Here is a 14,138-nt window from a genome sequence, read left to right on the forward strand (position 1 = left end):
GCGGGGTAAGGTGAAACAGAAAAACGTGAGAATAGGGCGCTCACGTTTTTTTGTTTTTGAAAGAGGAGGAACCATGATGGAATGTTTAGGGTGTAAACTAGCAAATGCAGAAGAAATTATATATAAAGTGTATGAAGATGATTATGTAACTTGTTTTTTAGATCATGCGCCTTTCTATACAGGGCATACTTTAATCGTGCCAAAGCAGCATGTTGTAGAAGTAGACGAATTAGATGATTGTGTAGCAAAAGCGATTATGGATGCTTCTAAGCTTATTTCAAAGGCTATTAAATTACTGTATAAACCAGATGGAATTACAATTTGTCAAAATGGTGGAATTTTTAATGAGTTAACGCATTATCACATGCATGTTGTACCGAGATATAAAGAGCGCTCGTTTGCTGAATTTTATACGGTACAACCGGAAGAAAAGCAGAATCATGACTTTGAAGAAACAAAGACATTGTTAAAAGAAGTGATAGAGCAAATACTGCATACCGAAAAGGCGTAAGAAGAATTTTCTTACGCTTTTTAGTCTTCATACATATTTAAAATCTCTTTCGCGCGTATACGTAAACCATCTATTAATTCTTTCGGTTCTAAAACTTGTGCATCTTTTCCAAGCCGATAAAATAGAGGCGTAATAAAATTAATTTCGCCTTTATCAATTGTTGAGTTTATATATCCTGTCCCGTTTGCATTTATTACAACGAACTCCTCAAGGTAAGGAACGCTTTTACATTGGCGTACGCCTTCTGTTGTCAGTAAAACATGTAACTGTGTAGGACTGTGTACTACGTTAGAGCTAGAGGTAAACCATTCTTCTAAATTCATGAACGTATCTTCATTTTCTTCTGTTGATAATACAGAAAGAATACGATCAACGCGATACAGTAATACTTTTTTTCTACTAAAGTCATAGGATGGCAAATACCATAAACCATCGTGAGCATATACACCGATAGGTTGAACGTGTTTTGTTTTTATCCCTGATTTAGATTCGTATTGAAAGTGTAAATTTTTATTTTCAATAGCCGCTGTTAACACTTCTTTTAAAAGTGGTGTATCAATTGTTCTCTTAGGATTCCAAAAGGCGATATAAGAGCGGATTTTATCAACTTTCGCTTTCGCATCGTTTTGGAGAGAGCTATACAGTTTATGAGTAACAGAATTGATTTCTGTATTAAAAGGCAAGTCTCGGTAGTAGCTTAAAGATTGAAAAGCAAAAAAGATGGATACGGCTTCTTCTTCGGTAAATAAAATAGGCGGAATGACTCTATTCGTTAATACTTTATATCCTCCGTTACGACCTTGTTCAGCATAAATAGGTAACCCCATATCACTTAAATCTAAAATGTATCTATGGACAGTACGAACGGAAATATTAAATTCATCAGCTATTTCTTGCGCTGTAAATGTTTTTTTCGCAGAAGCAAATATAAGAATATCTAATAAGCGTTTAGCTTTTGACAAATGTATCACCTTTTTTCTTTTTAACATGACATAAATTGTCATGTTTTATTGTTAGTATATTGTTTACATCATATGTTATCAAGATGAGATGCAAGGAGGAAAAGATATGTCACGTGAAATAGTTTTATTTATTGCAGCTAGTTTGGATGGATATATTGCGAAAGAAGATGATGATTTACAGTGGCTAATGGAAACCGAAGGAGAGGGAGATAACGGTTATACAGAAATGTATGAAACGATTGATACAATAATTATGGGAAAAAGAACGTACGATTATGTAGTAGAGCATACGGAAACATTCCCCTACTTAGATAAAAAATGCTATGTTTTTTCTAATTCAGAAAAAGGTTCAAACGAACATGTAGAGTTTGTAAATGAAGATATAGTGGAATTTACAAAAAGGTTAAAAGCACAAGAAGGATCTAAAATATGGATGGTCGGTGGAGGGAGTCTACTGAGAGAGTTCTTTAAGAATAATCTAATTGACGAATATGTTGTTACGATTACACCTCATATATTGGGTTCTGGTATTCCGTTATTTAAAGAAAAGAATCCAGAAATTCATTTAACTTTAACGGAAACGAAGCGGTTTGGCCAATTCGTAAATCTATATTATAAAGTAAAGTCCTAAAGGATAAGAAAACACGACTATTGATGTATAGTCGTGTTTTTATGTAGCTGGTAATGAAATCGTAAAGCAAGATCCATGACCAACTTCACTTGTTGCAGTAATATTTCCGCCGTGTAGTTCTACAATTTCCTTTACGATGGAGAGTCCTAAACCAGTTCCACCTGTAGCTCTGGAGCGCGCTTTATCAACCCGGTAAAAGCGGTCGAAAATGTGAGGAAGGTCTTCTGGGGGAATACCTTCTCCCTCATCCTCAATTTTGATGGAAATATGTTTATCTTCTTCTGTAACAGAAATATTGATATGAGAATGTTCTTTTGAATGCCTGTAAGCGTTATTTAAAATGTTCACTACAACTTGTTCGAATCGCTGTTCATCCAAGTTTACTAACAGTGAAGGAGGACAAGTGAAAGAAACTGTAATGTGTCTTTCCTTATACATCGCGTTTACTTTTTCGGTTATGCGAGTAAGGAAGGTGTGTAAATGCACTTCCTTTACTTGAATAAAAAAGTTATGTTTTTCCATTTGGGCGAGTGAAAATAAATCTTGAACTAAGTTTGTAATATAATCAGATTCGTCTTTTATAATGGATAAGTATCGTAAACGTTGCTCAGGAGGTGTACTTTCTTTTAATGCAATGTCAGCATAACCTCTTACGTACGTTAAAGGTGTTCTTAATTCATGAGCAACACTTGCTAGAAATTCACTTCTTTCAGTTTTCATATAATGTAAATCATTTGCGAGAGTTTGGATGGATTCTGCTAGTTCACCAATTTCGTCATTTCGAGTAGTCGTTAATGAAACCGATAAATCCCCCTTACTCATTTTTTCAGTCGCTTGTTTCATGTGTAACAATGGTTTTGTTAATAAACGTGACAATAGAAAGATGGTGATAGCTGTTAATAGGAAAGTAATGACTCCGGCGATAATGAATTGTCTTGTTAGCCCGTTAACCATTTTTTCGATTGATTCCGTCCCGAGAAACATATATACATAGCCTTCCGTTTTTCCTGCCACTACAATTGGGCTAACTGTACATATGTAATTAGATGTTTTCCAATGATTCTCTATAATTGTTCCATCATGATCTGTTCGTGTTTGCATGCCTTCAATATGCTTTTTTATAGTAGTATTTATTTCATTGGATTTTGCTAGCACTTCCTTATTTGCATTTGTAATAATAACAGTTGTTTCAGCTTCGGATTCCATTAAAGCAACATGGGAGATTGTTTGCTTATCAAAATACTTTTCAAGGACATCTCGGTGACTATTTCCGCGCTTTAATAAAGCTGTCATTTCTTCATTTACTCTATTGTTTACAAGGCTATAATAGAGCAAGACAAATAGAACACTTTCAATTAAAAGTGTAACAACTAGAAAATAAAATCCGAGTTGAATAGATATTTGCTTCATTGCTTTGCTCCTTAATATAGTGTATCAATCCATCTATAGCCTACTCCATATACAGTTTTTAAATGATGATCAATAGGGAAATTTACTTTTCGTAATTTATCACGCAAATTACGAATATGTGAATCGACTGTTCTATCTTCTGTATTTGTATTTAAACCCCAAATTCGTTCAATGAGCTGATCACGGCTTAATACGTAGTTCACATGACGTAAAAATAATCCGAGTAAAGAGAATTCGATTGGAGTGAGAAGAAGTTCTTCATTATAGACAGAAACGAAATGCTTGGCCTCATCCCATAAAATGCCGTGATATTGGATTTGCGTACGTTGATTCGTTCGTCTTAAAACAGCTTCAATTCTTGCGAAAAGCTCCTCTTCATGGAAAGGTTTCGTCACGTAATCATCTGCCCCAAGTTTTAACCCTTGGATGACATCTACCGTTTGATCACGGGCAGTTACCATAATGATAGGAACGTTACTAAATGATCGAATTCTTTTGCACGTTTCCCATCCATCCATCTTTGGCATCATAATATCGAGTAAAACAAATTTAAAATTCCGATTTTCTATATGTGAAATAGCTTCTTCTCCGGACACTGCACATACGCAGTTATATCCGATTGGAGTAAGATAAAGTGTTAATAATTCAAGCATTCTCGGTTCATCGTCTACGAGTAGTATATCGATCATAGAGTACCTCCGCATTTGTAGTCATTATTTAAATTGTAAGTCAAAATCATGAAGAAATGGTGCAGATTATAATGCATCTGCATAATTTCTTCAGAATTGCTTGTTATTGTAAAGGTGAAATTCCATTTTAGGCAATAATATTGGCTCGAAAACGATTAATACGGAGGCGATATAGTGAAAAAGATGACCCGAATTCTTGGGATAACAATAATTGCGGCAGCTGGTCTTGCGGCGTGTGGACAAACGAACACAAATCATAAAAATCATGAATCTACAACAGAGAAGAAAGCAGAGCAAAAGGAAATGAAAATGAATCAGGAGGTAACTGCGCCGAAAGAAATGAATGCTGGGGCATCGAATGATTTATTAACGACAAGTTTAAAAAATGTAACGAGATTAAATACAAATGATCCTCTGCAAATGGCAGTATTAACTTCGCAAACAATATGGCCAGCTACCCATAAGGAGAATCAGCCAGGCGCTATTATTTTAGTACCAGTAAGCGAGTGGCAATTAGGTATTGCAAGTGCAGATCTTATTCATCATCCGAATAACGGGCCGATTTTATTTATAGAAAAAGAAGCGGTACCCGAAATGACCTTAAAAGAAATAAAAAGATTAAATCCGCCCGGAACGAAAGATGGAACGCAAATTATGGTGATGGGGGATGTAGGTGCATCTATCCTTGAGCAATTAAAAGAATATAAAGTAAAGCAAATAAAAGAAACGGACCCAGCTAAATTTGCCAAAGATGTCGATAAAGAATATGCCACTATAGCGGGAGATTATCCAAATAGTGTTATTATCGGTTCGTCTGAAGAAGAAGGACGTTTATATACAACACCAGCTGTAAATTGGATTTCTCATATGCCAGAACCACTTTTATATGTAGAAAAGGATAAGGTGCCAGAAGCGACAATAGAGGCATTAAAGGTAAGAAAAAATAAAGCAAATATATATGTGTTAGGACCAGAGAAAATCATTTCAAGAGAAGTAGAAAAAGAGTTAAATAAATACGGAAAAGTGATCCGTATTAGTGGGGAGACGCCAACAGAAAATTCGGTTGCGTTTGCGAAATTTAAAGATGAAAAAACGAAATTTGGCTGGGGATTCACAAAACCAGGTCACGGTTTGTCATTTGTTTCAAGCAAAACACCAGACTTAGCAATTGCGGGAGCGCCGTTTTCACATATGGGTAAACATGCCCCTGTTGTCTTGCTTGAGGAAGGAAAAGCTTTACAACCAGTGTATGACTTCCTTGCTACTATTCAACCGAAGTTTAAAGATGACCCGACACTTGGACCGTATAACCACGGCTTCTTATTAGGAAGTACTAGTGATATTTCATTTGAAACACAAGGTATATTGGATGAGAGATTAGAGATTGTGCAAGAAAGTGGTCAAGGTCACGGTGGACATTAATAAAGTGAAACTTTAATCAGTGGGGGGGGTGTTCCTCCCCCATTGATTATTAGTTGAACCAATCGGGCTTTTACGGGCAGTGGATCTCCACCTAACATCTTTGCTTTCGCTGAATTTGTGGGGTCTTACTGCCCGTTAATGCGGGGTAAAATGAGCAAAGGCGCTGCTAAGGTAGCGTCTTTTTTTAGGAAACTTTTACATAGCAAAAAATCCTCTACTCGTTATATAATAGCCTTCGTGCAGTCGGCCCTGGTTTTCTTACGGAGAAAATCAAATGATAAAAGAGTAGAGGAGTGGTACTTTGTTTCAAACAATAAAAAATGACTGGTTCTCCAATGTGAAAGGGGACGTACTATCAGGAATTGTCGTTGCTTTAGCGTTAATTCCTGAAGCGATAGCTTTCTCTGTTATTGCAGGTGTAGATCCGACGGTTGGATTGTACGCGGCCTTTTGTATTGCGGTTACAATTTCGTTTGTTGGCGGAAGAACTGGAATGATTTCAGCTGCAACAGGTGCGATGGCATTATTAATGGTAACGCTCGTTAAAGATCACGGTTTACAATATTTATTTGCTGCGACAATAGTAACAGGTATTGTCCAAATTATTTTTGGAGTGTTCAAACTGAGCTCATTTATGAAGTTTGTTCCTAAATCCGTTATGAGTGGTTTTTTAAATTCACTTGGAATTTTAGTTTTTACAGCGCAATTGCCGCATTTTAAAAATGCAACTTGGCAAATGTATGCACTTGTCGCATTAGGACTTGCAATTATATATTTATTTCCACGTATTACGAAGGCTGTACCGTCTACACTTATTTCAATTATTATTGTGACAAGCATTGCACTTATGAGCGGATTACAGTTGAAAACAGTAGGGGATATGGGAAGTTTACCGAAAGAATTACCGTTCTTTAGTATGCCTGATGTGCCGTTTACACTGGAGACATTACGTATTATTTTACCGTACTCAGTTATGCTTGCAATTATCGGTTTACTAGAGTCATTATTAACAGCTTCGGTTTTAGACGATATGACACATACGGAAAGTAATAAACATAAGGAAGCACGTGGCCAAGGTATTGCAAACATTGTCGCTGGTTTCTTCGGAGGGATGGCAGGATGTGCAATGATTGGACAATCTGTTATTAACATTAAATCAGGCGGTCGCGGGAGATTATCGACGTTTGTAGCCGGTGGTTTTTTAATCGTATTACTATTTGTTTTAGGTGATTACGTCGTTCATATTCCGATGGCAGCTTTAGTTGCTGTTATGATTATGGTTTCGATTGGGACGTTTGATTGGAACTCTGTAGCAACGATTCATAAAGTACCAAAAGGAAACGCATTTGTTATGATCGCAACAGTTGTGGTTGTCCTAATCACACATAATTTAGCATTAGGTGTAATTATCGGAACAGTAATTAGTGCGGTTTTATTTGCATTCAATATGGCAAAGATTCACGTGAAACATTCGTATATTGAAAATAAGAAAATATACGAAATTCACGGCCAGCTATTCTTCGCATCTACGGCAGATTTTATAAATGCTTTTTCATATAATGAAGATGCAAAAGAAATTGAGCTGAACTTTACTCATGCACATGTATGGGATGATTCAGCAGTAGCAGCAATTGATAAAGTTATAATGAAGTATGAACAAAATGATGTGAATGTAAGTATAACGGGATTAAATGAACGAAGCTCGAAGATTGTTTCAAATTTAGCTACTTATAATAAGAGAATTGCTAGTTAGAAGCCTCCTTTTTAGGGGGCTTTATTATATAATACGAGTAGGATAACGAAAAGGGGATTCAGCATATGTACAAACAAATTTTATTAGCATGTGACGGTTCTGAACATGCACTTCGAGCAGCTGAGCATGCAACATATATTGCGAAATTTAACGAAGAAACACATGTTGAAGTTGTGTACGTAGTAGATAATAGAACGGCAAAATCAGATATTGTACAAGGACAAACGGATTTAGAAACAATATCAGCTAGTCGAAAAGATAAATTAAAAGAGATTGAAGGTTTATTAAAGAAAGAGAACATTTCTTATACAATTACGATATTACATGGCGATCCAGGAGATACGATTGTTCAATATGTCAATACAGGAGATATAGATCTCGTTATAGCTGGAAGTAGAGGATTAAATACATTGCAAGAGATGGTGCTTGGTAGTGTCAGTCATAAAATAGCAAAACGAGTGAAATGCCCGGTGATGATTATCAAATAAATTGAGTGAGATATTTTGTAGTGTAAGCAAGACCTTGATATAATTCGAGGTCTTTTTTGACGTATAAAAGGGGGGAGTGTGGACATAATAGATACATAAGTTTTAGAAAATATTAACTTACAAATTTGTAAGTTTGTTGTCAGAAAAATCGATGTTATGAAATTTTTCCCATTGGTAAAATAAGAGTATCAAAGGGGAAATAGGGAGGATGAAAAAGATGAAAGCATTTCAAAATTTATCATATAGCCAAGGTGTCGGTCTTATTTGTTTAGGGGAATTTGCTGGATCTGTTACATTAGCTGTTTTAATAAAGATGATTCATCAAATCTTTTAATCTTAGAGTAGGGAAGGAATTGGTTGTTATTAATAGCAAGAAAAGGGTTATAAATAAAAAATAGCTCCTGGCATGTATCTCAGCGCCAGGAGCTATTTTATTATTTCTCTGTTTCTGCTTTATCGCTTGTTACACTAACTTTAGCCCACTTATATTGATCTTCCGGTGTATATTTATAATCTTTTACGCGATTATTTACACCTTTTAGGTCAAATTTATAATGAAGTGGAATTAATGGTACTTCATCATGAATTAATTTTTGCCATTTATCGTAGACATCTTTACGGTACTTTTCATCAGCAGCTTCTGGAGAAATACCTTGTTTTAATAATTCTGTGTTTTTGTCAGTAGCCCAACGTGGGTAATTGAACGCTGCATCTTTAGCCCAAATACCAGAAGGATCTGGGTCAGATCCAGTTCCCCAAGCTGCCGCGAAAAGATCAACTTTTGGATCATCTTTTTTAATCATATCGTAGAATGAGTTAAATTCATGTAAGCGACCATCAAGAAGCTCTACTTTTAGGCCGATGTCTTTCCAAGATTGAATAAAGAATTTTGCAAGTGGTTCACTTACATCGCTACCACTCATTGATAAGAAATTAGCTTTAAATTCTTTACCATTCGGATCTTCACGGAATCCATCTCCGTTCGTATCTTTATAGCCAGCTTCATCTAATAATTTTTTAGCTTTCTCTACATCTTTATCATAGGCACCAGCTTTATTGTTATGATATTTTGGTAGAGATGGTGGGATTGGTGAGTTAGCCGGATAACGTAGGCCGTGATATAATTTTTCACCAATTTCTTTTCGATCGATAGCATACGCCATTGCTTGACGTACACGAACATCTTTAAATTTCTCCTTATCCATTACTACTTCTTCTTTTTCTTTATCCATATGGCCTAATTTAAAACCGATATAGCTATAGTATAAATCAGTTTTACCGACTAATTGTGCATTTTTTAATTGACTTACATTTGGATATTGATCTGCACTTACTTCAGCAATGTCAATATCACCATTTTTTAAGGACGCGTTAACAACGGAAGGGTTAACAACTTTTAAAACCATACTTTTCAGTTTTGGTTTTCCACCATAATAATCATCAAAACGTTCAAATTCAACGGCTTCACCTGGCGTAATTTTCTTCACTTTAAAAGGTCCGAAACCAATTGGATTTTTACGGATTTTATCAGATTCTGCTAATTTATCGATTGGTACATCTCCTAAGTATTTCTTATGAAGAGGGTATGTCCAAAGCCCAGTTTTCACTGAAGGGTTCGGTGTTTTAAACGTAATCGAAATTGTTTTTTGATCCGTTACCTTTATACCTGAAATTTTTTCGGCTTTTCCATTATGGTAATCTTCCATACCTTCAATCATTTGCATTTGAGTGTCATAGCGAGAACCGGCATATTGTTTGCTACCAATCACTAGATAAGAGTATTCTAAATCCTCAGCAGTAACAGGGTTTCCATCATGCCATTTTACATTATCTTTGATTTTTAGTGTAATTGTCTTTTTATCTTCAGAAATTTTATATGTAGCAGCGCCATCATTCGTGTATTCCCAGTTTTCGTCATTTGATAATAAAGATTCATCGAAAATTGTAATGACTTGGTTATCAGGATCCCCTTCATATACAGCGAAATTTAAAAGTCCTTCAAATGGTGTGTTAGAAACAAGACCATATGTTAATGAACCATCTTTAATTTCCTTTTTATCATTTTTAACAGATGCACTAAATTTATTTGTATCTACTTTTTTTGTGCTGCTCGTTTTTTCACTACCACCACTGCCCCCACATGCTGAAAGTAGTAATGTTGAAACCGCAAGTGTACTTAATACTTTGAAAAACTTTGGCTTATTTGTCATTTCTTCCACCCCTTATCCTTTTCTTTGTCTTGCGTCGGCCGAACGACGTAGCGCTTGACCAATAAAATTTATACACAGCATCAATGCTAAAATCATGATTGATGCAGGTAACCAAATCCACCATTTCTCTTGTAATACATCTGGATTTCTAGCATAACTAACAAGTGTACCAAGGCTTGGTGTACTTTCTGGTAGACCAAATCCTAAGAAAGTTAGACCAGATTCAATACCGATGTTTCCAGCAAGATTTAATGTAACGCTAACAATGATAATTGAACTTAAGTTAGGTAGTACTTGGAAAAGAATGATTTTCCAGTTTGGTGTTCCTAAAGTTTTAGATGCAGAGACATAATCGAGTTCTTTTTCAGTTAATACTTTTGAGCGAATTAATCTTGCCTTTCCTGTCCATAAGAACACGCTCATAATTAAAATGAAAGTGAAGATATTGAATGTAGGAACAAGTGTAATAAATACAATTACAAGCATTAAGAATGGTAAAACCATAACAAAGTCGATAATGCGCATAATGATATTATCAATTGCTCCTCCAAAATAACCGGCAATTAATCCAATTGAAAGGCCAATTAAACAAGAAAGAATAGTAATTGCTAATCCAATTGTAAATGAGTTACGCGTACCAATAATAAGTTGACCGAAAATATCGCGTCCTCCGTAATCTGTTCCTAACCAATGTTCAGCAGAGGGAGGAGCATAAATAGCGAATAAATCAACTCGTACAATATCTTCTTGTTTCATAATAAAAGATGTTACGTAGACTGCTAGTAATAAGATTGCTAGGAAAACAAGTGAAAACATTGCCAATTTATCTTTACGAAGTTCTCGCCACATAATAGAGAAACCAGAAGGGCTTTTTTCGTAATGAATAACTTCAGTTTGTTTTTCAGGGTTTGCTAACATAACGTCATCTCCTTTCTTTAATCAATACGAATACGTGGATCGACGATGCTTAGAATAATATCTGAAAGGAGAGTTCCAAGTAACGTTGCAAATCCAGTAAACATAACGAGTGTAGTTATTACACTAAAATCACGTTGAGAGATAGATTGTATAAATAGTTGTCCAATTCCTGGATAGCTAAAAATACTTTCTAAAAAGATGGCACCGCCAACTAATCCTGTAATTTCATAGCCTAAGAAGGCTGCAATTGGTAAGAATGAATTTCGTAAAATATGTCTAGAATAGATTTTTGATTCTGGAACACCTTTTGCTCTTACTGTACGCACAAAATCTTTATGTTTCGTATCAATAATTTCGCTTCGTAAATATTGAACAGTACCAACTGTTGCAATTAATGCCCCGGATAAAGCTGGTAGTAGCATGTGATTCAATTTGCTTAAATAGTAAGCAAATGTACCTGTTGCAACTTGAGGGTCTACGCTACCGCCGGTTGGGAATATTGCAAACTTAAATCCGAATAGGAAGAGCATAACTAGTGCAAATATAAATAGTGGTGTAGCGAAACCTAGATAGTTGTAAATGGTAATGAGTCGATCAGCCCATGTATCATTCCAACGCCCACTTATAACTCCTAGTGGTATGGCAATTAAATAAGTAAGAATAAGAATGACAAGTGCTAAAGATACTGTATTTCCAAGTCGTTCTCCAATTAAATCGGTTACTTTCATTTTATGTGCATAGGAAATACCAAAGTCACCTTGGACTGCATTTTTAATCCAGCGAACATATTGTGTTGTAACTGGGTCATTTAATCCAAGCTTTTCACGTTGTTCTTCAATCACTTTTGGATCCGCTTTTGGATTCATTGCTTTGCCAGTTAAGGCATCGCCTGGCATTGCTTTAGCTAGTAGAAAGACAAGTACACTTAACACGAATAATTGCGGGATCATTACTAAAAATCTCCGTAATATAAACTTCCACATGTTTTATCACTCCCTTAAGGTAATGCCACCCGGTGTGTTGGCGAGATTGGTTTTAAATCGTAAGCACGACCGTTTTCATTGAAATAATTTTCGTATGATTTCTCGTACTCAGAACTTACTTGCTGACGTAATTTACGTTGCTGTTCTCGGTTTTCAGGACGAATATCAGGAATTGCTGATATTAATCGCTTCGTATAAATATGTTGTGGATTATTATAAATCTCTGCACTAGTTGCTTCTTCCACAATGCGCCCGCGGTACATAACACCGATACGGTCGCACATATGACGAATTACGCCCAAATCATGGCTAATAAATAAATATGTTAATCCTAGTTCAGCTTGTAAATCTTGCAAGAAGTTTAAAACCTGCGCTTGTACAGAAACGTCAAGTGCAGATACTGGCTCATCGGCGATAATAAGCTTTGGTTTTAATGTAAGAGCGCGTGCAATACCAATTCGCTGTCTTTGTCCACCGGAAAACTCATGTGGATATTTATAAATAGACTCTGGGTTTAATCCAACTATACTTAGATACTCTTGAACGATTCTACGTTCTTCATCAGGTGAGAGCTTCTCGAAATTCCGAAGTGGCTCGGCAATAATATCGAGAACACGTTTCTTTGGATTTAGCGATGAATATGGATCTTGGAAAATCATTTGAATATCTTTTCGTTGTTCACGTAGTTCAGAGCGACTTAATTTTGTTAAATCATTATTATTAAAATGAATGCTACCGCCCGTCGCTTTTGTTAAATGAATAATTGCTTTACCGGTTGTTGATTTACCACTACCTGATTCACCCACGATTCCGTATGTTTCACCAGGTTGTAATTCAAAACTTACACCATCAACAGCACGCACGTAATCTAATGTGCGCCCGAAGAAACCACCTTTAATTGGAAAGTGTACTTTTAAATCTTCTACTTTAAGCAGTGCCATGAGTCACGTCATCTCCTTTCTTATGTTGGAAGTTGAAATGTTTATAACAAGTACAACGTACCCAATGGTCTGGTTTTACTTCATGTAAAACTGGGTTTTCTTCATGCTGGTCTGGTCTAACCCATGGAATTCGAGCTTGGAAGCGGCAACCTGTGCGAGGTAGCTTCGCTAACGAAGGAACCACCCCTTGAATTACATGTAATTTTTCTTTTTCAGCATACGCAGATGGAATTGAGTTTAATAGAGAACGAGTATATGGGTGAAGAGGGGTATTAAAAATCTCTTCTACTGTTCCTGTTTCTACAACTTGTCCTGCATACATAACGACAATACGATCAGCCGTTTCGGCAACAACACTTAAATCATGTGTAATTAAAATGATACCCATCTTTGTTTGTTCTTGAATGGATTTTAGTAGGTCTAGTATTTGAGCTTGAATTGTTACATCTAGAGCGGTTGTCGGTTCATCAGCAATAATGAGTCCTGGTTTACAAGCAATTGCGATTGCGATAACAATTCTTTGTCTCATTCCGCCAGATAATTCGTGAGGGTATTGTTTATATGTAAGTTCTGGTTTTGGAATACCAACTTGATGGAGTAGTTCTAAGGTGCGTTCTTTTTTTTCTGTTTTCGAAAGGTTTGTGTGGTAGTCTAAGTTTTCTTCGATTTGTTTTCCAACTGTCATAAGAGGATCGAGTGCTGTAAGAGGTTCCTGGAAAATCATACCGATGTTTGATCCACGTACTTTATTCATATCTGCGGTTGACATAGTAAGTAAATCCTTATCCCTATAGTAAAGTTGCCCTTGTAATTTTGTATTTGCTTCATTATGCAGTCGCATAATGGAAAGGGCAAGTGCACTTTTTCCGCAACCTGATTCACCAACTATCGCGACAATTTCATTTTCATGGACAGTTAACGAAACGTTATCAACTGCTGCATGATATTGATCTTGTATACGAAAGGAAGTCTGTAAGTTTTCAATGCGAAGAAGTGGATTCTTCATGGCTATCCCTCCATCTTTTCTGAAAAGACTAAATATTTAGTATGTTGTTGCTATTTTAATATAAATTGACATTGTTTGACAAGGATAAGTTAAAAAATATTCAAAAATCTTTCTATACAAAGATTGAATGCTGTTATATAAGGGATTGAAGTGTATTGAAAACGCTAACATATAAAAAGAGAAGAATAAATCTTTTGTAAGAAAAAAGTACTAT

General features: G+C 35.8%; 14 protein-coding genes. 6 read left to right on the plus strand and 8 right to left on the minus strand.

Annotation, left to right across the window (positions count from 1 at the left end; translation table 11 throughout):
* Positions 1-76: 76 nt before the first annotated feature.
* On the plus strand, positions 77-511 hold the full coding sequence (locus JDS80_RS15455) for an HIT family protein (RefSeq protein ID WP_199639133.1): 435 nt from the start codon (positions 77-79) through the stop codon (positions 509-511).
* 20 nt (positions 512-531) lie between these two features.
* Here JDS80_RS15455 and JDS80_RS15460 read toward each other — a convergent pair whose 3' ends face one another.
* Positions 532-1,515 carry a helix-turn-helix transcriptional regulator gene (locus JDS80_RS15460; protein WP_199639135.1) on the minus strand — a complete coding sequence of 328 codons (984 nt, stop codon included), beginning with the start codon at positions 1,513-1,515 and terminating at the stop codon, positions 532-534.
* 64 nt (positions 1,516-1,579) lie between these two features.
* Between JDS80_RS15460 and JDS80_RS15465 the strand changes: the two genes are divergently transcribed.
* Entirely contained in the window at positions 1,580-2,104 is a 525-nt protein-coding gene (locus JDS80_RS15465) for a dihydrofolate reductase family protein (protein WP_199639137.1), read from the plus strand.
* Between the two features lie 39 nt (positions 2,105-2,143).
* Here JDS80_RS15465 and JDS80_RS15470 read toward each other — a convergent pair whose 3' ends face one another.
* Together JDS80_RS15470 and JDS80_RS15475 are read right to left on the minus strand one after the other, a co-directional pair.
* Positions 2,144-3,514, minus strand: coding sequence for a sensor histidine kinase (locus tag JDS80_RS15470; RefSeq protein ID WP_199639139.1), 1,371 nt, complete (start codon positions 3,512-3,514; stop codon positions 2,144-2,146).
* An 11-nt stretch (positions 3,515-3,525) separates the two neighbouring features.
* A complete protein-coding gene (locus JDS80_RS15475) occupies positions 3,526-4,203 on the minus strand; it encodes a response regulator transcription factor (protein WP_199639141.1) in 678 nt (225 codons plus the stop codon).
* A 174-nt stretch (positions 4,204-4,377) separates the two neighbouring features.
* Between JDS80_RS15475 and JDS80_RS15480 the strand changes: the two genes are divergently transcribed.
* The 4 genes from JDS80_RS15480 to JDS80_RS15495 all read left to right on the plus strand — a co-directional run bounded on the left by JDS80_RS15480 (position 4,378) and on the right by JDS80_RS15495 (position 8,200).
* The gene (locus JDS80_RS15480; protein WP_199639142.1) at positions 4,378-5,625 is read left to right on the plus strand and encodes a cell wall-binding repeat-containing protein; all 1,248 of its coding nucleotides are present in this window, start codon (positions 4,378-4,380) and stop codon (positions 5,623-5,625) included.
* 301 nt (positions 5,626-5,926) lie between these two features.
* A complete protein-coding gene (locus tag JDS80_RS15485; protein ID WP_199639143.1) occupies positions 5,927-7,378 on the plus strand; it encodes a SulP family inorganic anion transporter in 1,452 nt (483 codons plus the stop codon).
* Positions 7,379-7,443: 65 nt separating this feature from the next.
* Complete coding sequence (locus JDS80_RS15490) at positions 7,444-7,866, plus strand: universal stress protein (protein ID WP_071743763.1); 423 nt, start codon at positions 7,444-7,446, stop codon at positions 7,864-7,866.
* 208 nt (positions 7,867-8,074) lie between these two features.
* A complete protein-coding gene (locus JDS80_RS15495; RefSeq protein WP_199639144.1) occupies positions 8,075-8,200 on the plus strand; it encodes a DUF4027 family protein in 126 nt (41 codons plus the stop codon).
* Positions 8,201-8,300: 100 nt separating this feature from the next.
* Here JDS80_RS15495 and opp4A read toward each other — a convergent pair whose 3' ends face one another.
* The 5 genes from opp4A to JDS80_RS15520 are packed head-to-tail and all read right to left on the minus strand — an operon-like array spanning position 8,301 to position 13,924.
* A complete protein-coding gene (gene opp4A, locus JDS80_RS15500) occupies positions 8,301-10,076 on the minus strand; it encodes an oligopeptide ABC transporter substrate-binding protein (RefSeq protein WP_071743762.1) in 1,776 nt (591 codons plus the stop codon).
* Positions 10,077-10,088: 12 nt separating this feature from the next.
* Positions 10,089-10,994, minus strand: a complete 906-nt coding sequence (locus JDS80_RS15505) for an ABC transporter permease (protein WP_071743761.1) — start codon at positions 10,992-10,994, stop codon at positions 10,089-10,091.
* A gap of 17 nt (positions 10,995-11,011) precedes the next feature.
* Entirely contained in the window at positions 11,012-11,977 is a 966-nt protein-coding gene (gene opp4B, locus JDS80_RS15510; protein ID WP_071743760.1) for an oligopeptide ABC transporter permease, read from the minus strand.
* A gap of 14 nt (positions 11,978-11,991) precedes the next feature.
* Positions 11,992-12,918: an ABC transporter ATP-binding protein gene (locus JDS80_RS15515; protein WP_199639145.1), complete on the minus strand. Its 927-nt coding sequence runs from the start codon at positions 12,916-12,918 to the stop codon at positions 11,992-11,994.
* Entirely contained in the window at positions 12,905-13,924 is a 1,020-nt protein-coding gene (locus tag JDS80_RS15520; protein WP_071772201.1) for an ABC transporter ATP-binding protein, read from the minus strand. Before JDS80_RS15520 ends, JDS80_RS15515 begins: the two co-directional genes overlap by 14 nt.
* Between the last annotated feature and the right edge of the window lie 214 nt (positions 13,925-14,138).

The sequence above is a fragment of the Bacillus cereus group sp. N8 genome, from assembly GCF_016483685.1.
GTDB lineage: Bacteria > Bacillota > Bacilli > Bacillales > Bacillaceae_G > Bacillus_A > Bacillus_A proteolyticus.

Coding starts and splice junctions, on each gene's coding strand:
- opp4A (WP_071743762.1), bottom strand. CDS start 10,076: ATGACAAATAAGCCAAAGTTTTTCAAAGTATTAAGTACACTTGCGGTT.
- JDS80_RS15520 (WP_071772201.1), bottom strand. CDS start 13,924: ATGAAGAATCCACTTCTTCGCATTGAAAACTTACAGACTTCCTTTCGT.
- JDS80_RS15470 (WP_199639139.1), bottom strand. CDS start 3,514: ATGAAGCAAATATCTATTCAACTCGGATTTTATTTTCTAGTTGTTACA.
- JDS80_RS15515 (WP_199639145.1), bottom strand. CDS start 12,918: ATGGCACTGCTTAAAGTAGAAGATTTAAAAGTACACTTTCCAATTAAA.
- JDS80_RS15495 (WP_199639144.1), top strand. CDS start 8,075: ATGAAAAAGATGAAAGCATTTCAAAATTTATCATATAGCCAAGGTGTC.
- JDS80_RS15490 (WP_071743763.1), top strand. CDS start 7,444: ATGTACAAACAAATTTTATTAGCATGTGACGGTTCTGAACATGCACTT.
- JDS80_RS15460 (WP_199639135.1), bottom strand. CDS start 1,515: ATGACAATTTATGTCATGTTAAAAAGAAAAAAGGTGATACATTTGTCA.
- JDS80_RS15465 (WP_199639137.1), top strand. CDS start 1,580: ATGTCACGTGAAATAGTTTTATTTATTGCAGCTAGTTTGGATGGATAT.
- JDS80_RS15455 (WP_199639133.1), top strand. CDS start 77: ATGGAATGTTTAGGGTGTAAACTAGCAAATGCAGAAGAAATTATATAT.
- JDS80_RS15475 (WP_199639141.1), bottom strand. CDS start 4,203: ATGATCGATATACTACTCGTAGACGATGAACCGAGAATGCTTGAATTA.
- opp4B (WP_071743760.1), bottom strand. CDS start 11,977: ATGTGGAAGTTTATATTACGGAGATTTTTAGTAATGATCCCGCAATTA.
- JDS80_RS15505 (WP_071743761.1), bottom strand. CDS start 10,994: ATGTTAGCAAACCCTGAAAAACAAACTGAAGTTATTCATTACGAAAAA.